Origin of the sequence: Mycobacterium leprae TN, assembly GCF_000195855.1 — a bacterium.
Lineage (GTDB): Bacteria > Actinomycetota > Actinomycetes > Mycobacteriales > Mycobacteriaceae > Mycobacterium > Mycobacterium leprae.
In genome coordinates this window covers 1,868,283-1,889,162 of sequence record NC_002677.1, presented here as the reverse complement: position 1 = coordinate 1,889,162, position 20,880 = coordinate 1,868,283, and the positions used below count along the sequence as shown (strand labels likewise).

Sequence of the window (20,880 nt, the reverse complement as noted above, 5' to 3'; positions counted from 1 at the left end):
GGCGATCAACCCCGGATCTTAAGCTTTGGTAGGTGACTGAGAACGCTTACCTGGCAGGGTTGCGGCTGGCAGGTAAGGAAGGTGGTGATCGGTGGAGGCACGATTGCTCAGCGCCAGTTACCTTTGCTCATCACCAGCGGCGCCGACATGCACATCATTTCCCGTACCGCGATCACGCCGTCAAGGCAATGAACGGAATCACTATTGTCGGCGCGGGAATACCGCGATGGCTCCCTTGACGACGCCTGGTCCGCGATCGCGGCTACTCGGTGACGTACAGGTGAATGAGGCGGTGGTCGCTGAGATCGATCGTTGTCGAATCTTTTGCTTCCACGCCGATATTGCTGTCGAAGGGACCGCGGTGACGCGGGTGTCGTTCAGCTACGTGAGGTTGTCGGTAGATTTTTCGGTTGGTGGCGAGCACCGTCGGTCGGTAGCGATCCGGTCGGCCATTCGCTGAGGTGTGCAAACGACGCCTGCTTTCCCTCGAAGACTTTGCAGGCTCCGCCGACGTCGTGCACGTTGGGTCGGCAGTGGTCCTGGTTATCCCTGAGTTGATCATCGTGCTTGGCCGCCGTTTATTGACCCGGGTCCGATTTTGTGGTCACTGATCGACTTGCTCCGCCCGAATTGCTCGCCGAGCTGTCGCCCTGTACGTGTTAAGTTATAGATACTGCCAAATATTTCGTACGGCCGAGCCATGGCCCAGGAAGCAATCAATGACGTCATGATCGAACGGGTCCGATCCGGGCGTTTTGTGGTCCGCCTCAAAGGCACCCTGTCTTCGCTCGCGGTTATGAGGTTATGAGGAAGTCTCGGTGACTGTGGTGCCCGGTGTGACCAGTGCCATAGTGGTGCCCGCATTGGTCGGCGTTTCCGGTCACTCACCGGGCGATAAATCACGAATTTGTAGTCTTCAGCGGGCATCTCGCGCCCAGTCATCCCGAAATCGGTTTAGTGAAATTGGAATGCATTGGCTGCATTATCGGGTATTATAGTTTTTGTTGATACCGGTGGAACGGATCACACTTTTCGTCGATGCTGTGCTCAAGGGCGACCGACCTGTGGATGCGCCGGTGCTGGTAGTTCAAATTGGCACGACGGCTCGTTCAACAGACATTGCGGGCTACCCTTGCCGACACGCCGGAAAAGGGCCGGAAAAGGTCCGTGCAGAAGGGATCTGCCCTCGCGCGCTTACTGTCATTGGGCTGTCGCGGCATTCGGCCATTAAACTTCTCTTAAGATTACTGTAGGGTAACCGGCTATGGTGACTCTTTACGACCATGAGCGGGCAGTCCACAACTGGACAGCTGCACGATCGGATCGTCCGGCCCCGTCGCGACTGACGCAGCAGGTGGAGCCCGCCTCAGAACGCACAAGCAAGTACCCGACGTTGCTGCCTTCTGGTCGTTTCCCTTCTGGTCGTTTCATTGCAGCGGTCATCGTGATCGGTGGCATGCAGCTATTGGCGACCATGGACAGCACCGTCGCCATCGTCGCGCTTCCCAAGATTCAAAACGAGCTGAGCCTGTCCGACGCCGGCCGTAGTTGGGGGATTACTGCCTACGTGCTGACATTCGGCGGGCTGATGTTGCTCGGTGGCCGCCTCGGCGACACCATCGGGCGCAAGCGCACGTTCATCGTCGGCGTCGCGCTGTTTACTATTTCCTCGGTGCTTTGCGCTGTGGCCTGGGACGAAGTGACCTTGGTCATTGCTCGACTATTGCAGGGCATCGGGTCGGCTATCGCATCACCGACCGGTCTCGCACTGGTTGCAACCACCTTCTCTAAGGGCTCAGCGCGCAATACCGCTACGGCGGTGTTCGCCGCGATGACGGCAATCGGCTCGGTGATGGGCCTCGTGGTCGGCGGGGCGCTTACCGAGGTGTCGTGGCGACTGGCGTTTTTAGTGAACGTGCCGATTGGGTTGGTGATGATCTACCTGGCCCGCACCGCTTTGCATGAGACCCACAAGGAGCGGATGAAGCTGGACGCGGCTGGGGCCATTCTGGCCACGCTGGCTTGCACCGCGGCCGTTTTCGCCTTCTCGATGGGACCGGAGAAGGGTTGGATTTCGCTGACCACGATCGGTTCGGGCTTGGTGGCATTGGTAGCCGCTATCGCATTTGCCGTCGTGGAACGTACTGCTGAAAATCCTGTCGTACCGTTTGACCTGTTCCGGGACCGTAATCGGCTGGTCACCTTCATCGCGATTTTCCTGGCCGGTGGCGTCATTTTCAGCTTGACTGTATCCATCGGCCTATACATACAGGACATCTTGGGCTACAGCGCGCTACGCGCTGGCATCGGCTTTATCCCGTTCGTCATCGCGATGGGAATCGGCCTGGGCGTGTCTTCACAGTTGGTGTCTCGGTTTTCGCCACGGGTATTGACGATAGGTGGTGGATGGCTGCTCATGGTCGCTATGCTGTACGGTTGGGCGTTCATGAACCGCGGCGTTCCCTATTTTCCCAACCTGTTAGCACCCATCGTCGTTGGTGGAATCGGCATCGGCATGGCCGTCGTCCCGCTGACGTTGTCTGCTATCGCCGGGGTAGGTTTCGATCGGATCGGCCCGGTGTCCGCGATTGCGCTAATGCTGCAGAGCCTCGGCGGGCCACTCGTGCTGGCTGTCATCCAAGCGGTCATCACCTCGCGCACGCTGTACCTGGGCGGTACCACCGGCCCAGTGAAGTTTATGAACGACGCGCAGTTGCGTGCACTTGATCACGGCTACACCTACGGCCTGCTGTGGGTGGCCGGAGCGGTCGTCATCGTCGGCGTGGCGGCGCTGTTCATCGGGTACACCCCCGAGCAGGTGGCCTACGCGCAGGAGGTCAAGGAAGCGGTCGACGCCGGCGAACTGTAGGCCGTCGTCGGGGTGCTACCCGCGCTATTCGTTGCTGCCAGGGAAGGTGGTGGTGATGGGCCAGGCGCCCAGCATTTTGTTCCATCGGGCGGCCATGACTGCGCTTTGGGCTAGGGCCATCGCGGCGAACGTGCGGTCATCGGCCGTCTCGGCGTGTTCGGCGACGGCTCGCCAGGCTGTCGCTCCGTCGTTTTCCATCCGCACGGCCAGGCGTGCCGCATCGGCCGCGCTGCCGACCAGCATGGGCAGCTGGTAGCCGGACGCTGCGACTGGAGGACTGACTCGGCGTGCGGTCAGCATCACGATGATATCGTCGCGCCGTTGGCGATGCTGGATAAGGGCGTCCACTACCAGGCTGTTGGCATTCGGGGGCGACAACGCTAACACGATGCCGTAGCCATAAATGGTCGAGTGTTCGACGACAAGCGCCTCACTCAGCCCAGCGTTGTCGGAATCCTGACTAACCGGGGTCCGTTTGGGTGTGGCGACCGGGGTTGGTGCGCTGGGCTCAATGGATGTCATATCGATGGACCTCCAGACACGAGCGCAACCGTGTAGGACGCTGTGCAGGAAGCGGCTATAGAGGCGAGCAGGCCGGCCCGGTATCCCGATGCGGTGGAGACTAGGCGACCAGCACCCTCCGCTGATGTGCGCAGTGCATCGATCACGTCGGATACCGGTGGCGGTGGCTTCGACGGCGGACTAGCTGGGCTGAGGCCGGGGCTGGTTGTGTCGCTTGAGGAGGAGGCGAGCTTGCCGGTGGCCCGAGAGATCTCGGTGACCAGTGCTCGGGCATGCGCGGCGCGTTGGGTGGCGACCACAGCCAGCGCTGCAGTGATTTGCGGCAGGTTGCCGATGGCAGCCGCGGCGGCGGAAGCCAGCGCACTATCGTGTCTGGCCTGGTCCAATGGACCTAGTAGCTCTTCGATCTCTGGGGTCTTGGACGGGGACTTACTGCAGGCGGAGAAACACACTCCGAGCACAGTCAGGGTAGCACCACCGGCGAGCACACCGCGCCTGTTGATGACGGGTACTGCACTGGGCACAAGCAACATCCTGCCATTGGGACCGGTTTAAGGCGTGATGAGTTTATCTTGACTACACGATCACATCGTGATTCACGATTCCTGGCGTATCGTTGTTCGTTGGATTCCGCCGACAACTCAAGATGAGGAACTCGCCGTGAACACCGGGCTACCTTCGCAGATACAGGTCATCGAGCTGCTTGGTGGAGAGTCGCCCGTGCAGGCTACGAGGTCGAAGACGTGATCATCCACACCTGGTCCCAACCGTTCTGGATTACGGTGCTTGCCGACGGTGACACAGTCCTCGCTCGGGACATAATAGCCACTCTGTCACATTCGGTATCGGCTTTATTGGACGGCCTGGATAATATCGTGGACCGCTACTTCCTAGAGGTCAGTTCGCTCGGTATGGGGCGACCGTTTACCAGCGAGAAACACTTTCGCCGCGCCCGTGGCCGCAAGGTTGAATTGGCCGCCGTCGGGCGGATCCCAGCTGACCGATCGAATTGGGGAGACGTGCGGCGACACGGTGACGTTGGTGATCCACGAAGACCGCGACTGTGTGGTATGCGCGATCCCGCTATTGAAATCATGAAAGCTATTGTCTAGATGGAATTTTCACCACAAGCGTAGTTGGAACTGGCGACTGGGCTGATCAGGGGGCAGGCCAGCGGAACGGAGGCCGGAGGATGAACATCGACATGGCTGCGCTACATGCGATCGAGATGGATCGGGGTATCTCGGTCAATGAGTTGCTCGACACGATTAGGTCCGCCCTGCTAACTGCTTACCGGCATACCCAGGGGCATCAGATAGACGCGCGTATTGACATCGACCGCAAAACTGGCGTTGTGAAAGTGATCGCCCGCGAAGTCGATGACGATGGCAATGTCATTAGCGAATGGGATGACACGCCAGAGGGTTTTGGCCGGATCGCGGCTACTACCGCGCGGCAGGTGATGCTGCAACGATTTCGCGACGCCGAAAATGAGCGCACTTACGGAGAGTTTTCCACCCGCGAGGGTGAGATCGTCGCGGGTGTGATCCAGCGCGACAGCCGGGCCAACGCCCGTGGATTAGTCGTCGTCCGGATGGGTAGTGAGACCAAGGCTTCCGAAGGAGTGATCCCGGCGGCTGAACAGGTCCTTGGCGAGAGCTACGAACATGGCAACCGTTTGCGGTGCTATGTGGTCGGTGTGACTCGTGGGGCGCGTGAGCCGCTGATCACCTTGTCGCGTACCCACCCCAACTTGGTACGCAAGCTTTTCTCGTTGGAAGTCCCGGAGATCGCCGACGGGTCGGTGGAGATTGTGTCGGTGGCCCGGGAGGCCGGCCATCGTTCCAAGATTGCGGTGGCCTCCCGCGTTCCCGGTTTGAATGCCAAAGGGGCCTGTATCGGTCCGATGGGCCAACGGGTCCGAAATGTGATGAGCGAACTTTCCGGAGAAAAGATCGACATCATCGATTACGATGAGGACCCGGCCCGTTTCGTCGCCAACGCATTATCGCCCGCGAAGGTGGTCTCGGTGTCGGTTATCGATCAGACTGCCCGGGCAGCCCGCGTAGTGGTTCCCGACTTTCAGTTGTCTCTGGCCATCGGCAAGGAGGGCCAGAACGCGCGGCTAGCCGCTCGGCTTACCGGGTGGCGTATCGATATACGCGGTGATTCGCCGCCATGCTCGGCTGGCCAGTCGGAACAGAATGCCAGCCATGGGATGGCCCACGAACGCTAGTGATTGAGCGCAAGCGCGGCGAAGTCGGGCGCGACTAGGCCATCACCATCAACCCAGCGCAGTGGTCAGGAGGCGAGCTGGGCAGTTTGGTTCGAGCGCAGCTCACCGGGTGGTTCTGCTCAACAGCGCGGTAACGCTAGACTGAGCCGTGATCCAGCGTGAATCTTCGGCCTCGGCCCGTCACCACACTGATGGACCGGTGCGGACATGTGTCGGGTGCCGAAAGCGAGAGTTGGCTGTCGAACTGCTTCGAGTGGTTGCGCCGTCAACCGGAAAGGGCAGTTATGCCGTGATCGTTGACACAGCGAGTAGCCTTTCGGGGCGGGGTGCGTGGTTGCATCCTGACATGCAGTGCGTGCAACAAGCGATTCGGCGACGGGCTTTCACCGGGGCGCTGCGCATCGCCGGTTCACCGGACACATCCGCGGTGGTCGAGCACATAGAGTTTCTCAGTGAACTAGATCGTCCCGGCAACAGAACAGGTAGCAAAGAACATGAGCACACCGTGAAGTCCCGATGACAATGCGTCATAGCTAAACCCGGAGGCGCGGCCCACCACTGTCGCCTCATAGACAGGAGATGTAGTGGCAGGTAAGGCCCGTGTACACGAGTTGGCTAAGGAACTCGGTGTTACAAGCAAAGAAGTCCTCGCCCGGCTAAATGAGCAGGGCGAATTCGTCAAGTCTGCGTCGTCGACGGTCGAAGCACCGGTCGCTCGCCGGCTCCGTGAATCGTTCGGTGGCATCAAGCCGGCCGCGGATAAGGGTGCTGAGCAGGTAGCCACAAAAGCCCAGGCCAAACGCCTCGGCGAATCGCTCGACCAAACCCTTGACCGGGCTCTCGACAAGGCGGTCGCAGGCAACGGTGCGACGACTGCTGCGCCGGTACAGGTCGATCATTCCGCTGCAGTGGTGCCTATTGTGGCTGGCGAGGGTCCTTCAACCGCGCATCGTGAGGAACTGGCGCCGCCCGCAGGACAGCCTTCGGAGCAGCCGGGAGTGCCGCTCCCTGGCCAACAGGGCACTCCAGCGGCGCCCCATCCGGGCCATCCGGGGATGCCGACCGGCCCGCACCCCGGGCCGGCACCTAAGCCAGGGGGTCGTCCCCCGCGCGTTGGTAACAACCCGTTTTCGTCGGCGCAATCTGTAGCCCGGCCCATCCCTCGTCCGCCGGCACCCCGCCCGAGCGCTTCGCCAAGCAGCATGTCGCCGCGTCCCGGAGGTGCAGTTGGGGGAGGGGGACCCCGTCCACCACGTACTGGCGTACCCCGACCCGGTGGGGGTCGGCCGGGCGCTCCCGTCGGCGGTCGCTCCGATGCGGGTGGCGGTAACTACCGTGGCGGGGGTGTCGGAGCCCTGCCGGGTGGCGGCTCGGGAGGTTTTCGTGGCCGTCCCGGTGGTGGCGGCCACGGTGGTGGCGGCCGGCCCGGACAGCGCGGCGGTGCGGCCGGTGCATTTGGCCGTCCTGGCGGTGCACCCCGGCGCGGTCGTAAGTCCAAGCGGCAGAAGCGCCAGGAATACGACTCTATGCAAGCTCCTGTCGTTGGCGGCGTGCGGTTACCGCATGGCAACGGCGAGACGATTCGATTGGCGCGCGGAGCATCCCTCTCGGACTTCGCCGAGAAAATTGACGCCAATCCGGCTGCATTGGTGCAGGCGCTGTTTAACCTCGGGGAGATGGTGACGGCAACCCAGTCGGTCGGTGACGAGACACTCGAGTTGCTGGGTAGCGAGATGAATTACAACGTCCAGGTAGTCAGCCCCGAGGACGAAGACCGTGAGTTGCTAGAACCCTTCGACCTCACTTACGGTGAGGACCAAGGAGACGAAGACGAGCTGCAGGTCCGTCCGCCGGTCGTGACCGTAATGGGCCACGTCGACCACGGCAAGACCCGCCTGCTGGATACTATACGAAAGGCCAACGTCCGCGAGGCCGAGGCTGGCGGCATCACCCAGCACATCGGTGCCTACCAGGTCGGAGTCGACCTCGACGGCAGCGAGCGGTTGATCACCTTCATCGACACCCCGGGCCACGAGGCGTTCACCGCCATGCGTGCTCGGGGCGCCAAAGCCACCGACATCGCCATCCTGGTGGTTGCCGCCGACGACGGTGTGATGCCGCAGACGGTGGAGGCCATCAACCATGCGCAGGCCGCTGACGTGCCGATCGTGGTGGCGGTTAACAAGATCGACAAGGAAGGTGCTGACCCGGCTAAAATCCGTGGCCAGCTCACCGAATATGGTTTGGTAGCAGAGGATTTCGGTGGCGACACCATGTTCATCGACATCTCGGCAAAGGTGGGCACCAACATCGAGGCCCTGCTCGAGGCGGTGCTGCTGACCGCCGATGCCGCTCTGGACTTGCGGGCTAACTCCGGCATGGAGGCCCAGGGTGTGGCGATCGAGGCGCACCTGGACCGCGGTCGAGGTCCGGTCGCCACGGTGTTGGTACAGCGCGGTACGCTGCGCATCGGCGACTCGGTCGTCGCCGGCGACGCGTATGGCCGTGTCCGCCGCATGGTCGACGAACACGGAGTGGACATCGAGGCGGCGCTACCGTCGAGTCCGGTGCAGGTCATCGGGTTCACGTCGGTGCCCGGCGCTGGTGACAACTTCCTGGTCGTTGACGAGGATCGCATCGCCCGCCAGATCGCCGATCGGCGCAGCGCCCGTAAGCGCAACGCCTTGGCGGCGCGTTCGCGCAAGCGAATCAGCCTGGAGGACCTGGATTCGGCGCTGAAGGAAACCAGCCAGCTGAACCTGATCCTCAAGGGCGACAACGCCGGTACGGTCGAGGCGTTGGAAGAGGCGCTGATGGGCATACAGGTCGACGACGAAGTCGCTTTGCGCGTTATTGATCGGGGCGTCGGTGGCATCACCGAGACTAATGTCAATCTTGCGTCGGCCTCGGATGCGATCATCATTGGCTTCAACGTGCGCGCTGAAGGTAAAGCCACCGAGTTGGCAAGCCGCGAGGGCGTGGAGATCCGCTACTACTTGGTCATTTACCAGGCGATCGATGATATCGAAAAGGCCCTGCGTGGCATGCTCAAACCGATTTACGAAGAGAATCAGCTGGGGCGTGCCGAGATCCGGGCGCTGTTCCGTTCCTCAAAGGTAGGCATCATTGCTGGCTGCATAATCAGTTCGGGTGTGGTGCGGCGCAACGCGAAGGTCCGGCTGTTGCGTGACAACATCGTGGTCACCGACAACCTCACGGTGACCTCGCTGCGTCGGGAAAAAGATGACGTGACCGAGGTACGCGAGGGCTTCGAGTGCGGTATGACGTTGGGTTACTCGGATATCAAGGAGGGTGATGTTATTGAGTCCTACGAGTTGGTAGAGAAACAACGTGCGTAGGAGGGCGTTCTTAATGGCTGATCAGGCTCGTGCGCGTCGGCTGGCCAAGCGGATCTGCACGATCGTTGCCTCGGCCATCGAGTTCGAGATCAAGGATCCGGGGTTGGACGGGGTGACCATCGTCGATGTGAAGGTGACCGCTGACTTGCATGACGCCACAGTGTTTTACACAGTGATGGGTCGCACGCTGGAGGATGCGCCCGACTACACTGCCGCCACCGCTGCGCTGAACCGGGCCAAGGGCACGCTGCGTAGCAAGGTCGGGGCGGGTACTGGTGTGCGCTTCACTCCGACTCTGACGTTCATTCGGGACACGACGTCTGACAGTGTGGCGCGGATGGAAGAGTTGTTGGCCCGCGCCCGCGCTGCGGATGCCGATGTGGCGCAGGTCCGCCTACGTGCCAAGCCGGCGGGGGAGGCCGATCCGTATCGTGACAAGGGGTCAGTGGCGGGACTGGTCGGGGTCGATATCGCGGACATTGATGACGACGATCTAACCGATGACTGAGCCGGTCGGTGCTTCGCTCACGCGGGCTCCTGTGGACGCTGTCGTCGAAGCCAAGTTGTTGTCGTCCGCGACGACGATCGGACACGGTCACATTCCATGCCGATGTAGATACCATAGGCGCCGTCCTGGTAATGAACCTGGTGTTGGATAGGTACAGGCAAGCAGGTCGAGGTCAATTTCGCTGTACCGAAGGCGCTGAGGTGCCTGCCTGGCTGCCACCTTCTGGCGAGCCTCGACATGATGTGCCGCTATGTTGATTTGGTTGTGACCGTTGATGTTCCGAGTGTGAATCGGCTCGACAGGCTGAGTGACTTCGCCGCCTTGGGTCAACAGTTGCTGGGTTATTGACCATCACGCGTCCAACGACATGTTTGGCACTGCGCATTTCGTCGATTCGTTGGCGGATTCCACCACAATGTTGGTTGTTGAACTTTTCGATGCGTGGGGAGAGGCCAATCGGGCCCGAAGTCGCACGCTGCATCTATGCTAGGCTGACCACGGGTACCGGGTCATTTCCGCTTGGCCAGCTGCGCGCCCTGCGACTGGCGGCTTGGCTGGTCGATATCGGCGTGGATAACGCCGCGGTGAGTCGAGTGCTGATTGGCAGTTATTCGTTTGCGTGGCTGGTCGATACTGTCGCGCGTGCTGGGCTCTGTGCGGTTGCTGCCCGACGTGGTCGATGCTAGCGGGCTGGCCCTGCATCGGTTGTTGACAATCAGGACTGGGTGAGGTTCATGCCTAGAAGAGGGTGAGAGCATTGCCGACTATTCAGCAGGCCTAGGTGGCGGTGGTGGTCAAGGAGGTCGATCCACAACGGTGGTCCATGTTGAGATGTGAGCCAAGACTGCCATGGATCTGGTGGCGGTCGCGTCTGGGTTCGGTGGCGGTGGCCACCGGCTATTCGACCAAGGGTCTGATCGATGATGTGGTGAACTGCACTGCGCGCAGCGTTTGACTAACGATGTGCCGGCCAGGGCCGTCCGGTCAATAGGCTCTCGCAAAGATGACTCGCTTGTCGTAAGCAGATGGTGCATCGCAGCGTATGCACCGTCCGGTAGCTGGGGCGCCTTGCCGAGGTACGCATCGGGGGGTGGCCGCTGTTTCGGCTTTGATGTCCTCTTCGCACTCCGGGTTGCCGCAATGAATGGCAAGTGCCCATCCTGTGGCTACGGTTGTTGCGAAAGCGTCCCAGTTGTCGACCAGTGTGGTGTGATCGTCGCGGAATTGGGTGGCGCGCTCCAGCAAGGTGCGTTGGAACTCTTCGAGAATGCCGGGGAGTTCGGTCGGGGCAGCTGCGATGGCAATGGGCTGTTTGGCTTTCTCACCGATACGCCTGACCATGACTGTGGTTCCGGCTTCGAGGTCGCGCGGGCCGAGTTCGAGGCGGATCGGTACCCCGCGGAGCTCCCATTCGTTGTATTTCCAGCCTGGCGTCAGCTGTGGACGCGCATCCACATGCGTGCGCACCCCGGCAGCTTGCAGGCGTCGCGCCAAGTCTGCTGCGGCATGTCCGACCTCGGATGCCTTGTTGCCGGTAGTGATTGGCACGATGACAACTTGGTAGGGGGCCACCTGGGGTGGGAGAACAAGGCCCTTGTCATCGCCGTGGACCATCACGATAGCACCGATCATCCGCGTACTTAGCCCAAAAGACGTCGTGTGCACGAAAGCTTGTTGTTCTTCGGCGGTGGTGTAGCGGATGTTGAACGCCCGAGCGAAGTTGTCTCCCAAGTAATGAGTGGTTGCGGATTGCAACGCTTTCCCATCGCGCATCATCGCTTCGATAGTGTAGGTGTTGAGCGCACCGGCGAACCGCTCACCGGCGGTTTTCTCTCCAGAAACAATCGGAATGGCGGCCATGTCACGAGCCAACGTGGTGTATATGTCCAGAGCGAACAAAGTTTCGCGGAGAGCGTCGGATTTCTCGATGTGCGCCGAGTGACCTTCTTGCCACAGGAATTCGATCGTGCGCAGCAGCATTCGGGGCCGAAGTTCCCAACGGACCACATTCGACCACTGGTTTAACCGCAGCGGTAGGTCACGGTGGGAGGTGATCCATTTGGCCATCATGTCGCCGATGACGGTCTCGGAGGTGGGACGGATCACGAGGGGCTCGGACAGCTCCTTGCCGCCGGCATGGGTGACGACCGCCAGTTCCGGATGGAACCCTTCGACATGCTCGGCTTCCCGGTTGAAATAGTTCTCTGGGATCAGCATCGGAAAGTAGGCATTTTCGTGCCCGAGTTCCTTGATCTTGCTATCAAGCTCGTCCTGCAACAGCTCCCAAATTCGGTAGCCGTACGGGCGAATCACCATGGTTCCCTTGGCGGGTCCTCGATCGATCAGTCCTGCCTTGGCGACGACCTCGTTGTACCAGGCGGAGAAGTCGTCTTCCTGGCGAGTCACGCCTCGCTTGTTGCATCCCATGGATCGCGCAGTCTACCTGCCGACCTCGTTGCCGGAATGTAGCGGTCTATGGACGGCTTCATCCGGTCGTGCGTAATAATGGCGGTGTTGATGTTGCCTCCTGACAACAATGTATTAAACGCAATTATATGGTCTATTTGTCAGCCTCCGTGGCTCGCCATTCCGTTCGTACTGCACATCTCGAACCCTTAACAGGGTGAAAGGCGTGCACCAATCCGCATTGGCTGGGTGCCTGTTGCTTGTCTCCTACCCTAACGCACTTGTGGACGTCCACGTCGAAGAACGGCCTCGCGGTTGACGGCTATGTCGTCGTTGCTGGCTCGGAATTGCTTGGCCGCCATCGCTTCCAGTCGTAGTCCCCGGAAGTTTACGACTCTTCGGTCCGGTGGTGGGACGCCAGTAATATCCATACTGCGTTTGATTGTTGCCGATGATGGTTGCTGACATCTGGTGAGCGTTGTCCAGCAGCCGGTGGCGCGGTACCACTTCGGTGACCAGGCCGGTCCACAGCGCGGCGGCCAGCAGGTAGTTGTCCGGTGAAGTTCATCCGCTGGGTCATGCCTATACCCACCTTTTGCGGCAGCCGCACGCTCAGCCCTGAGGTGGATAGCCGGCCAACTTGGGCATGGGGTGTCGACGAAGCACGTGTGCTTTGAAGCGATCCCTGTTGCAGTACAGGACCATTTTCAGTCCACCGGTGACCGCGGCGCCATTGATCGCGTCGATCATCAGCTTGGTCATCGATGGTTACCGTGGGGAGATATCGGACAACGTCGAATGTTTGTCCAGCTTTTTGGTATTCAGCTCAGCGCAAAATACCGGATCGGCACCGGTGACTATGGCAGCCATCGTCGGTCTCGGCACCGGTCAGGTCCCTGAAAAACCTACCGCGTAGTATCTCAGACAGCACATTGCTCTCCTACAGCCCGTTGATGGTCCGGGTGCACACCTGCTCGTTGGTTTTGATCAGCAGGGTATCGTCCGGCCATGACCTCAGGCTAGCTAGTCTTTCGTGACACAATAATGGGCGGTGACGACTCGCCGAGGAGTCTCGCCGTGGTTTATATCTGGCGGGTTTTACCGCAGCGATCCCGCACCTATCGTGGTCTGCTCCTACCAGAACAGCATCGAACTGCGCGGGTTGCAGTCCGTGGCCACGGCGAGAAGAGTATAGTGCTGGTAGCCCGACAGTAATATGAGCAAGGTCAGTGGCATCACCTAACCATTAGCGCGGAATGCCGAGGTGGCAGTCGCTGAAGTCACCGTGACGACGACGCGATTGCTAGGTGCGTTGTCGTTACGGTGCCAGCCGCCGAAGACCGTGTCGCCTTTGCGCCGGCTCGACGTTGTAGCGCGGCTTGCGAGATCGCAGTGACACCTTTCTGAAGTAATGGCTTGTGGTCGTGCAACGTACTGCTGGATGTTTATCAGCGTGTGTTGCTGCGCAAAGGCGGCATCGGAGAAAAGCGGTTCTAGGTTGGCGACCCGGGAGTTCTTGCTGTTTTCGACGGTCGCTCATGGACACGTGGAGCGAGTGTGACCCGAGAATCGGGACTTACTGGCAGCTGCGGCTGCCGACAGCGCCGATGCGCACCTTGTGGTGCGGGTCGCAGCGAAAGTTGTTGTCGCACTAACGGTGAAATACCCAGAAAGCCTTAGTGCAATCAAGGATTTGCATATTTGGACTACCGAGTCGGTGCGTGTCTACCGGATCGATTTTCGACCCAAACACAAATTGGCGGTGCTCATGGTATCAGTGATACTGTTGATCGAGCTGGTGCGACTCAACCTGTACACCTGACTACGTCTGCTGTACTAGCTGGTGGTACGCCCGATGTTGGAGGTGTCGGTGTATGATTCCGCCGGCCAACCGGAAGGGGCCGAAATACACCGGAGGGGTGGCCGGTGTCAGCAGCTGGGATGCCATCATCGGTTCTTGCTTGTCGCGCCGGCGTCTCGCCCAGGTCAGTGTCCATTCAAGTAAACGATTCCGAGAGCATTGGTGGTCAGACCTTTGGTGAGCATTTGAGTTGTGTGTCTACGGCCTGATCGTTAGCGTTACGTTGACACCTCGGCCGCACCAGATAACCGGTACTGGTGCAGGTTTGCCGGAGAGACTATATCTTACCAGCTCTCACTAGCAATATCGGCCATCTGAATGCGGTCCAGCGCGGTGCCGAGCCGTATTTGTGTCCAAAACGGATCGTTGTGGTCGGAATGTGTGCCCCACGATGCGCAACACGGAGTACCCGTGCCAAGCAGTGTCCTGGCGGCAGTACCCAGTGGAACGTCACTGGCGGCGCGTGTCACCTTCCGCCATGTCTGCAGCTGGCGATGCTGCTCCGGATGCGTTGTGGATGTTACTGGTGCGAAATCAGATTGCGCCAGCGCAGAAAATTGTTGATGGTGAACGAGCCGGTACCTCACACCGAGGTGTGGAAATCGTGTGGAGCCGCGGTGATGACGGTCGCGGTCAGTTCTGGTGGCGGATAGTGCAACAGCGCCTCCTGGGTGAACCCCAGGTAGGACAACCCGACGGTGCTGAACCATCCCGGTGAATTAGGGTGGCTGACGGAGGCCACGTCACGGTGTCGGCGGCTTCGTTGATCATTGGCTCGAACACACCGCCCGACCCGAACGTCCTGTGCACGCTGTGCAGCACGATGTGGTAGCCGCGGGCAGTTTACAGCTTGTCAAATATCAACTAGAATCGACAGCCTATGCTCATAGGGTCAGCGGACTAGCAAGGTGCTTGTGGGGCTTGACGTGATCGGTGCATAGTTGTCGGCAACCAGGTGTATGGCTGTTGCGTATCGGGACTTGTACTCAGCTAACGGTGTAACGGGTGGTCGCCCACGGCAGTCTCAACAGTCTTCCGGCAGCGTTGCTGCCGAATTGCGTGCTTAGGGTACGCACGAACTCAGGGTAAGACTGGCCGACTGGCGGTTAGAACTTGTACTGGAGAGATCGTTAGCTTGTTGCAGGTTGGTGTACGGGCAGTCGACGTCGGGGCTGGGGTGTAATGGGGCCTGCTGGATTACTCCGTAGCGGGTCTTGAACGTCACCATGCAGGAGTAGTTCTAGAAACTATTGTGATCGGTCGGTTTCATGACCTAATACTGTGCGGCACGGTGGCCACTGATGGGCATCGGGTGGAATTGTGCGTAAGCAAGTCAGATGATTGGCCTCGACAGCCATCTGATAGTTATCGGTGTCATAGTAGCAGTACAGCCCGACTTCGCGTTTGGGTGGTGTGAACGCCAGTCCGAGTCGCTGCACGGCATCGAACTGGATGTCCCCTAACATAGGTCGAACGGGCGTGGGTCACTGGTAGCTATAATCGGTTACTCGTCATTGTGGTTTCTATCGGATCGCTGGTCGACCGGCAGCTAGGACGGTCCCAGCTGCGGTTGGCAGCGGGGCGTTCTCTGTGCCCACTGCGCCCCCGATGACCGTTGTGACTAACGCACCGGGCTCTCCGATCAGACGGACTCAGACTAGTAGGATACTACTAACATGTAACTTGCTGCGGTCCTTTGCCGAGAGTGTGCAAGTTACGTTCGTGTCGTCAGTGGGAAAACGATAACCGGTGGTGACGTGTGCAGGTCGACGAGGTCGTGGCGCTAGGCTGAGCAACCGTGGCAAAACAGGAACCGATGTGCGGGGTAGAGCCGACGTTGTGGGCGATTTCCGACCTGCACACCGGTCACGTCGGTAATAAGCCGGTAGCTGAATCGCTGTACCCGTTGTCGCCAGATGATTGGCTGATCGTTGCCGGCGACGTCGCTGAATGCACCGATGAGATTCGTTGGACGCTTGAACTGCTGCGGCACCGCTTTGCCAAGGTTATTTGGGTTCCTGGCAACCACGAACTGTGGACGACCAACCGGGATCCGATGCAGATCTTTGGCCGAGCACGCTATGATTACCTGATTAATATGTGCGACCAGATGGGCGTGGTTACGTCCGAACATCCGTTCCCGCTTTGGACAGAGCGTGGCGGCCCGGCCACGATCGTGCCGATGTTTTTGCTGTATGACTATACTTTCTTACCCACTGGCGCTGACAGCAAAGCCAAGGGTTTGGCCATAGCGCGGGAGCGCAATGTGGTGGCTACTGATGAATACCTGCTCTCATCGGAGCCGTACGCTACTCGCGAGGCGTGGTGTCGTGACAGGCTCGATGTCACCCGGTCCCGTCTCGAACAACTTGACTGGATGACACCGACCGTGCTGGTAAACCATTTTCCGTTGGTGCGAGAACCCTGTGACGCGTTATTCTATCCAGAATTTTCGCTGTGGTGTGGAACCACTAAAACCGCTGACTGGCATATCCGCTACAACGCAGTTTGTTCGGTCTACGGCCATCTTCATATTCCACGTACCACCTGGTATAACGAGGTGCGCTTCGAAGAGGTATCGGTGGGTTACCCGCGGGAGTGGCGGCGCCGTAAGCCGTATAGCTGGCTGCGCCAGGTGTTGCCTGATCCTCAGTATGCACCCGGCTATCTCAACGACTTCGGCGGTCACTTCGTGATTACTTCCGAGATGCGGGCACAGGCCGTGCAATTCCGGGAACGATTGCGGCAGAAGCAGTCACGATGACAGTGAGCATGTTGGTGTCATCGGTGCTGCCCGACTACGCGTCGCAGGATCTGGAGTACGCGGAGCTGTACTCCGACCCACCCGGTCTTACTCCGTTGCCCGAAGAGGAACTGTTGATTGCCAAGTCGGTGGCTAAGCGGCGCAACGAATTCATCACCGCCCGTTATTGTGCCCGGATTGCTCTGGGCCGACTCCGAGTCCCTCCGGTGCCAATCCTCAAGGGAGACAAGGGGGAACCGTGTTGGCCCGACGGGGTGGTAGGGAGTCTTACCCACTGCTCTGGCTATCGCGGCGCCGTAGTGGGGCGCAGTGCCGCGGTACGTTCAGTGGGCATCGACGCAGAACCGCATGAGATGTTGCCGAACGGCGTGCTGGATGTTATCAGCCTGCCGGAGGAGCGCAGCGAAATGCGTCGGAAGTTGCCGTCGGTACTGTATTGGGACCGAATCTTGTTTTGTGCTAAGGAGGCAACGTACAAGGCGTGGTTTCCGCTGACCAAAAGGTGGTTGGGTTTTGAGGACGCTCACATTACGTTTGACGTGGACAATCTTGGTTCGTCGGGTGGTTTCGTGTCTCGGATCCTGGTCGACGGATCGGCATTGTCGGGTCCACCGTTAACGGTGCTGACTGGTCGGTGGTCAGTCGATCGCGGGTTGGTGCTGACCGCAATCGTGCTATGAGCGAAAGCTCCACAGGTGCAGGACTCGGTCCGGGAATAGTGGTCATTGACAAGCCGTCCGGGATGACCAGTCACGATGTGGTGGCGCGCTGTCGCCGAATATTTTGCACTCGCAGGGTGGGGCACGCGGGAACGCTGGATCCGATGGCCACCGGTGTGCTGGTGCTCGGGGTCGATCGAGCCACCAAGATCTTGGGTCTGCTGGCCGGGGCCTCGAAAGAGTACGTCGCGACCATCCGCCTAGGTCAGACCACATCTACTGAAGACGCCGAAGGTGAACTGCTGCAGTGTGTCTCGGCTCGGCACGTGACAGACGAGGCGATCGCCACCGCGATCGGTAGGCTGCGCGGTGATATCAAGCAGGTGCCGTCGGCGGTCAGTGCTATCAAGGTCGACGGCCGTCGTGCTTATCGACTGGTCCGCGAGGGTCATGTTGTTGAGCTGCAAGCCCGGCCGGTACGCATTGACCGGTTTGAGGTGCTGGCTGTTCGACCCGGGCCCGAAGTCGGATTAGCCGATGTCATCGATCTTGATGTGGAAGTCGAATGCTCATCGGGAACCTATATTCGTGCGCTGGCTCGCGACCTCGGCGATGCGTTCGGGGTAGGTGGGCATCTGACGTCGTTGCGGCGCACCCGGGTCGGCCGTTTCGAGCTGGACCAGGCGTGGTCACTCGAGGATCTGGCGGAGCTACCGCGGTTGAGTCGGACGCTAGACGAGACCTGTTTGCTGATGTTTCCTCGCCGTGACCTTACGGTAAGCGAGGTCGAGGCAACCAGCAACGGGCGACCAATTTCGTCGGCCGGTATCGACGGCATCTATGCCGCCAGCGACGCCGACGGCCGAGTCATTGCATTGCTGCGCGACGAGGGCCCGCGGACCAAGTCGGTGGTGGTGCTGCACCCGGTCTTTGTGCGAGTCAGCATCGGACGGGGCATTGTTGGGGTGATTGAGGCCTAAGGGTGGTGTTGTGGTGGGCTGGTGGGGTGTGGGTGGTTGATCTGCGCTAGAAGGTTGCCGTATGTGCCGCCGACGGCCGGATCATCGATGCACTGTTCACTAACACGATACTGCTGCACCCGGCGGCATGCCTGCTTGCTGGCTGAGGGCCGGTCAACAAGCCGCCGACACCGATACCAGCGGCAGAAATGGTGCAAGGGATAACATCAGGTGCGAATAGTTATACCGTGCACGGGGACGTGCCTGTTCAGGTGCGGCCACATTGACCACGCCGACACCTCAAGGCCATGACATGCACACTAAAACGCCCCTACCCCGCGGCGCTAACAACTATCCTCACACTCACGCCTGCATCGATATCGCCTTCAGCACAGCCCAGGTGCCCAGCCCCTGGCATCATCAACATGTAGACCAAGCAGCATCCACCACCGACATGCTTACGTGCGCCGCGCTAATCGTGTCCACTGCGGCAAAGCACACGAAGCCTCATCGAAAGCAGGCAGTCAGCCACCCACCAACAAAAACCCCGCAACACAGCAAAACACGTCAACAGGATTCCGGGCTGCCCCCCACGACTACCGAACATATCGGCCAGTCATAAAACGCAAAAACAGCCATTTCACCCACCACCTATGAAACCAACCGAACAACTCACCGCCACAGACACAAGACAGCAGAGCCCGGGAACCGCACGATTTTTGACGCCACTCAGGCCAAGTTGGCAACCACGTCTTCAAGCAGCAGCGGCTGGCCGTAGGGGCAGGTTTAGCGGAACCCATTAGTTGGGTCGTGCCTGGCTGATCTGTGTCCGTTGGTCATCGACTGCGTCGGTCAGCATCACCCCCAACAGTCGTGAGGGTGTTCGGCCCAGAGATACTTATGAAAGGCTAGAACAATCTGTTCTGGTCTGGGGTGGCTTTCCTAGGTCTCTTAGCAACCCGACCCGGCGCAACTCAACACATCTAGGCCTCCAGGTCGGCGTGGCTGGACTCGACTTTATCCTCGCCCGGCCGGGTAAACAGGTACCTAGTGACTCCCATAGGCGGCATATGGTCGCCAGTCGGGTAGGCCGGTGGTTGGCGACAGATCCTGGAGGATGACCGACGACAAGCAGTATTTACAAGCAGTATTTATTTACTCCAGCATCTGGTTGGAAATGGACCGCCAGTTCCGTCTCGATCCAGCTCAAGCCAGAGAATCTTAGGTGTCTAACAGATCCTGTAGTAGGTAGTCACCCAATCACGGTTCGACCGTGCTGAGGTCCTCGCCACCGACGACCGCACCGGCCCAGTGCGTTTCCAAGGCGACGATGCCGATCGTCGTTTCATGTTTGTAGTGCACGTAGGTTCCTTGGGTTGGCGGTGCCCTCTCACACGATCCACCACAGCCGGGGTCGATACGTACCCCACCGGGGTGACGTAGCACAGTCTGGATCAGCACACTGAAGGGCTGATATTCGAGCTCAATCTAACCGATCCGGCTGCCATGGCGGCTGCGTCCAGGTTTGGCCGAGTTAATTTAATTCATCTTGCGGCGAGCCCGCGGTTACGCTCTGCGTCAGCGTATCCTTTCGTGTCCACGCGCCGGTTCCATTCGGGTGCACGCCGACAATCAGGTTGTGCACGATACCCAAATTTCAGAGCACTACATGCGTATTGTGCCATGGTGAGTTCCTCGTTGAGCTGCCATTGTAGCCAACGGTGGAAATCCGATAGTATTCGAATGTTTTCGACGAAACGAGCGACATCGGCGCCGGCCAGATGCTGTAGAAAGCTCGACCAGCAGTGTCAGTTGCCACCGTAGCATTCGGCCAACGCGCACCAGGTGGCGAAGTAGTCGAACGCGCCTGCTGGACTTTATACAGAAGGCGGTGTAAGTTATCCGGCGGCTTGTTGATAGCGGTACTCGATGATAGCAGCAGGAGCGCTGCACGCTTGGTCACTTATGCGCTGTCACGGTCGCTAGTGTCGAGTTGACTGGTGCGTTGCTGGAGCTCGGTCCGCAGCTCCTGTACCCGAGCCACGCTTCTTCAGACCAGAGAATTCCGGAATTGCTTCAACGTCAATATAGTTTTGTCAGATCGGTGAAATCACCGATACCCCACGACTGTTGGGAGCGCCCATTATAGAGCTGGGCGGTTAGGCCCTACGCCCAGCGGGTGCCTAGCTGCTCCGGCAGGACCGATTCAATCCGGTGTTACGGTGAGCGCTGTGTTGGTCTGGAAGTCGCCGGAACATAGCTGGTAGCCCAGCTGCAAATCGATGAGCGTCGCAAAGCTGGCCTCGCCGATTCAGCGTCCGTCCAGATCGAAAGGCGGAGTGAAGTTGTCGACCTGCTGCAACCCGCCCCGTTTCTTGGTTTCTTGTCGTTCTTGAGCTTCAACCATACTTCTCGGCGGGAGTGCCTTGGCGCATTTGCATCCAGAATCTAGTTTGCGTATCAGCGCGGGCGACGATCGTGGCCGGCATTTAACGTACCTAATTAGGACCTACCCTGCGCGGTCAGGGCGATGTTGCGCTTCCACCTCGGTACCGGCCCCTGGCCACACCGAGGGCGGCAAGCGCAGCTACCAGTGTTGTCTCAGAGACGTGCACCTGACCGCCGGTCCAGTTCTCATACGCGGTCGCGATACCAAATTGCCTGGCAAGTTCGACGAGCTAGGGTTCAAGTTCAGCCATACCGGCCATATTGCGTCCCGAACGTGCCCCGTGACGGT

General features: G+C 59.7%; 16 protein-coding genes and 6 pseudogenes. 14 read left to right on the top strand and 8 right to left on the bottom strand.

The genetic code is table 11. The features are described 5' to 3' along the window. Nucleotides 1-32: 32 nt before the first annotated feature. Nucleotides 33-1,231 (top strand): annotated as a pseudogene (locus tag ML_RS19145) (siroheme synthase family protein). Between the two features lie 33 nt (nt 1,232-1,264). Further along, complete coding sequence (locus ML_RS07895) at nt 1,265-2,869, top strand: MFS transporter (RefSeq protein WP_010908407.1); 1,605 nt, start codon at nt 1,265-1,267, stop codon at nt 2,867-2,869. 24 nt (nt 2,870-2,893) lie between these two features. On the opposite strand, the gene ML_RS07890 is transcribed toward ML_RS07895, so the two are convergent. Continuing rightward, on the bottom strand, nt 2,894-3,391 hold the full coding sequence (locus tag ML_RS07890; RefSeq protein WP_010908406.1) for a ferritin-like domain-containing protein: 498 nt from the start codon (nt 3,389-3,391) through the stop codon (nt 2,894-2,896). Continuing rightward, a complete protein-coding gene (locus tag ML_RS07885) occupies nt 3,388-3,915 on the bottom strand; it encodes a hypothetical protein (protein ID WP_414085488.1) in 528 nt (175 codons plus the stop codon). The genes ML_RS07890 and ML_RS07885 overlap by 4 nt, the downstream gene beginning before the upstream one ends. Before the next feature lie 136 nt (nt 3,916-4,051). Here ML_RS07885 and ML_RS07880 point away from each other — a divergent pair. From ML_RS07880 to ML_RS19135, 7 genes and pseudogenes are all read left to right on the top strand, one after another. Then, nucleotides 4,052-4,527: pseudogene (locus tag ML_RS07880) on the top strand (LSm family protein). A 56-nt stretch (nt 4,528-4,583) separates the two neighbouring features. Then, complete coding sequence (gene nusA, locus ML_RS07875) at nt 4,584-5,627, top strand: transcription termination factor NusA (RefSeq protein ID WP_010908404.1); 1,044 nt, start codon at nt 4,584-4,586, stop codon at nt 5,625-5,627. 148 nt (nt 5,628-5,775) lie between these two features. Continuing rightward, nucleotides 5,776-6,147: a YlxR family protein gene (locus ML_RS07870; protein ID WP_197492503.1), complete on the top strand. Its 372-nt coding sequence runs from the start codon at nt 5,776-5,778 to the stop codon at nt 6,145-6,147. 64 nt (nt 6,148-6,211) lie between these two features. Next, nucleotides 6,212-8,986, top strand: a complete 2,775-nt coding sequence (infB, locus tag ML_RS07865) for a translation initiation factor IF-2 (protein ID WP_010908402.1) — start codon at nt 6,212-6,214, stop codon at nt 8,984-8,986. Nucleotides 8,987-8,999: 13 nt separating this feature from the next. Next, nucleotides 9,000-9,494 (top strand): 30S ribosome-binding factor RbfA, encoded by a 495-nt coding sequence (gene rbfA / locus ML_RS07860; RefSeq protein ID WP_010908401.1) that lies wholly within the window; start codon nt 9,000-9,002, stop codon nt 9,492-9,494. Nucleotides 9,495-9,919: 425 nt separating this feature from the next. Next, nucleotides 9,920-10,180 carry a hypothetical protein gene (locus tag ML_RS19140; RefSeq protein WP_414085487.1) on the top strand — a complete coding sequence of 87 codons (261 nt, stop codon included), beginning with the start codon at nt 9,920-9,922 and terminating at the stop codon, nt 10,178-10,180. Between the two features lie 95 nt (nt 10,181-10,275). Next, a complete protein-coding gene (locus ML_RS19135; RefSeq protein WP_414085486.1) occupies nt 10,276-10,449 on the top strand; it encodes a hypothetical protein in 174 nt (57 codons plus the stop codon). Between the two features lie 29 nt (nt 10,450-10,478). Here ML_RS19135 and proS read toward each other — a convergent pair whose 3' ends face one another. Both proS and ML_RS07845 read right to left on the bottom strand, forming a co-directional pair. After that, nucleotides 10,479-11,921: a proline--tRNA ligase gene (proS, locus tag ML_RS07850; RefSeq protein WP_010908400.1), complete on the bottom strand. Its 1,443-nt coding sequence runs from the start codon at nt 11,919-11,921 to the stop codon at nt 10,479-10,481. A gap of 251 nt (nt 11,922-12,172) precedes the next feature. After that, a pseudogene (locus tag ML_RS07845) lies at nt 12,173-12,918 on the bottom strand (enoyl-CoA hydratase-related protein). A 243-nt stretch (nt 12,919-13,161) separates the two neighbouring features. Here ML_RS07845 and ML_RS19130 point away from each other — a divergent pair. Next, nucleotides 13,162-13,296 (top strand): annotated as a pseudogene (locus tag ML_RS19130) (DUF2277 domain-containing protein); the annotation flags it as partial. 20 nt (nt 13,297-13,316) lie between these two features. Next, nucleotides 13,317-13,744: pseudogene (locus ML_RS07840) on the top strand (DUF1802 family protein); the annotation flags it as partial. A 301-nt stretch (nt 13,745-14,045) separates the two neighbouring features. Here ML_RS07840 and ML_RS07835 read toward each other — a convergent pair. From ML_RS07835 to ML_RS19125, 3 genes and pseudogenes are all read right to left on the bottom strand, one after another. After that, the gene (locus ML_RS07835; protein ID WP_145985188.1) at nt 14,046-14,231 is read right to left on the bottom strand and encodes a hypothetical protein; all 186 of its coding nucleotides are present in this window, start codon (nt 14,229-14,231) and stop codon (nt 14,046-14,048) included. Nucleotides 14,232-14,344: 113 nt separating this feature from the next. After that, nucleotides 14,345-14,503: a CocE/NonD family hydrolase gene (locus ML_RS07830; RefSeq protein ID WP_111481037.1), complete on the bottom strand. Its 159-nt coding sequence runs from the start codon at nt 14,501-14,503 to the stop codon at nt 14,345-14,347. A 321-nt stretch (nt 14,504-14,824) separates the two neighbouring features. After that, a pseudogene (locus ML_RS19125) lies at nt 14,825-15,407 on the bottom strand (DUF3558 domain-containing protein). Between the two features lie 170 nt (nt 15,408-15,577). On the opposite strand from ML_RS19125, the gene ML_RS07825 reads away from it, so the two are divergent. From ML_RS07825 to truB, 3 genes are read left to right on the top strand one after another with little or no spacing between them, the layout of a single operon-like run. Next, the gene (locus ML_RS07825; RefSeq protein WP_041323870.1) at nt 15,578-16,525 is read left to right on the top strand and encodes a metallophosphoesterase family protein; all 948 of its coding nucleotides are present in this window, start codon (nt 15,578-15,580) and stop codon (nt 16,523-16,525) included. Beyond that, complete coding sequence (pptT, locus tag ML_RS07820) at nt 16,522-17,205, top strand: 4'-phosphopantetheinyl transferase PptT (protein WP_010908398.1); 684 nt, start codon at nt 16,522-16,524, stop codon at nt 17,203-17,205. Before ML_RS07825 ends, pptT begins: the two co-directional genes overlap by 4 nt. Then, nucleotides 17,202-18,164, top strand: a complete 963-nt coding sequence (gene truB, locus ML_RS07815; protein WP_010908397.1) for a tRNA pseudouridine(55) synthase TruB — start codon at nt 17,202-17,204, stop codon at nt 18,162-18,164. Before pptT ends, truB begins: the two co-directional genes overlap by 4 nt. 1,239 nt (nt 18,165-19,403) lie before the next feature. Here truB and ML_RS16015 read toward each other — a convergent pair. Then, complete coding sequence (locus ML_RS16015; protein ID WP_231846569.1) at nt 19,404-19,604, bottom strand: hypothetical protein; 201 nt, start codon at nt 19,602-19,604, stop codon at nt 19,404-19,406. Nucleotides 19,605-20,880: the final 1,276 nt, after the last annotated feature.

What these genes read in the sequence shown, in the direction of transcription:
- ML_RS07895 (WP_010908407.1), top strand. Translation starts at nt 1,265, where the DNA reads ATGGTGACTCTTTACGACCATGAGCGGGCAGTCCACAACTGGACAGCT.
- truB (WP_010908397.1), top strand. Translation starts at nt 17,202, where the DNA reads ATGAGCGAAAGCTCCACAGGTGCAGGACTCGGTCCGGGAATAGTGGTC.
- pptT (WP_010908398.1), top strand. Translation starts at nt 16,522, where the DNA reads ATGACAGTGAGCATGTTGGTGTCATCGGTGCTGCCCGACTACGCGTCG.
- nusA (WP_010908404.1), top strand. Translation starts at nt 4,584, where the DNA reads ATGAACATCGACATGGCTGCGCTACATGCGATCGAGATGGATCGGGGT.
- ML_RS07890 (WP_010908406.1), bottom strand. Translation starts at nt 3,391, where the DNA reads ATGACATCCATTGAGCCCAGCGCACCAACCCCGGTCGCCACACCCAAA.
- proS (WP_010908400.1), bottom strand. Translation starts at nt 11,921, where the DNA reads ATGGGATGCAACAAGCGAGGCGTGACTCGCCAGGAAGACGACTTCTCC.
- ML_RS07825 (WP_041323870.1), top strand. Translation starts at nt 15,578, where the DNA reads ATGTGCGGGGTAGAGCCGACGTTGTGGGCGATTTCCGACCTGCACACC.
- rbfA (WP_010908401.1), top strand. Translation starts at nt 9,000, where the DNA reads ATGGCTGATCAGGCTCGTGCGCGTCGGCTGGCCAAGCGGATCTGCACG.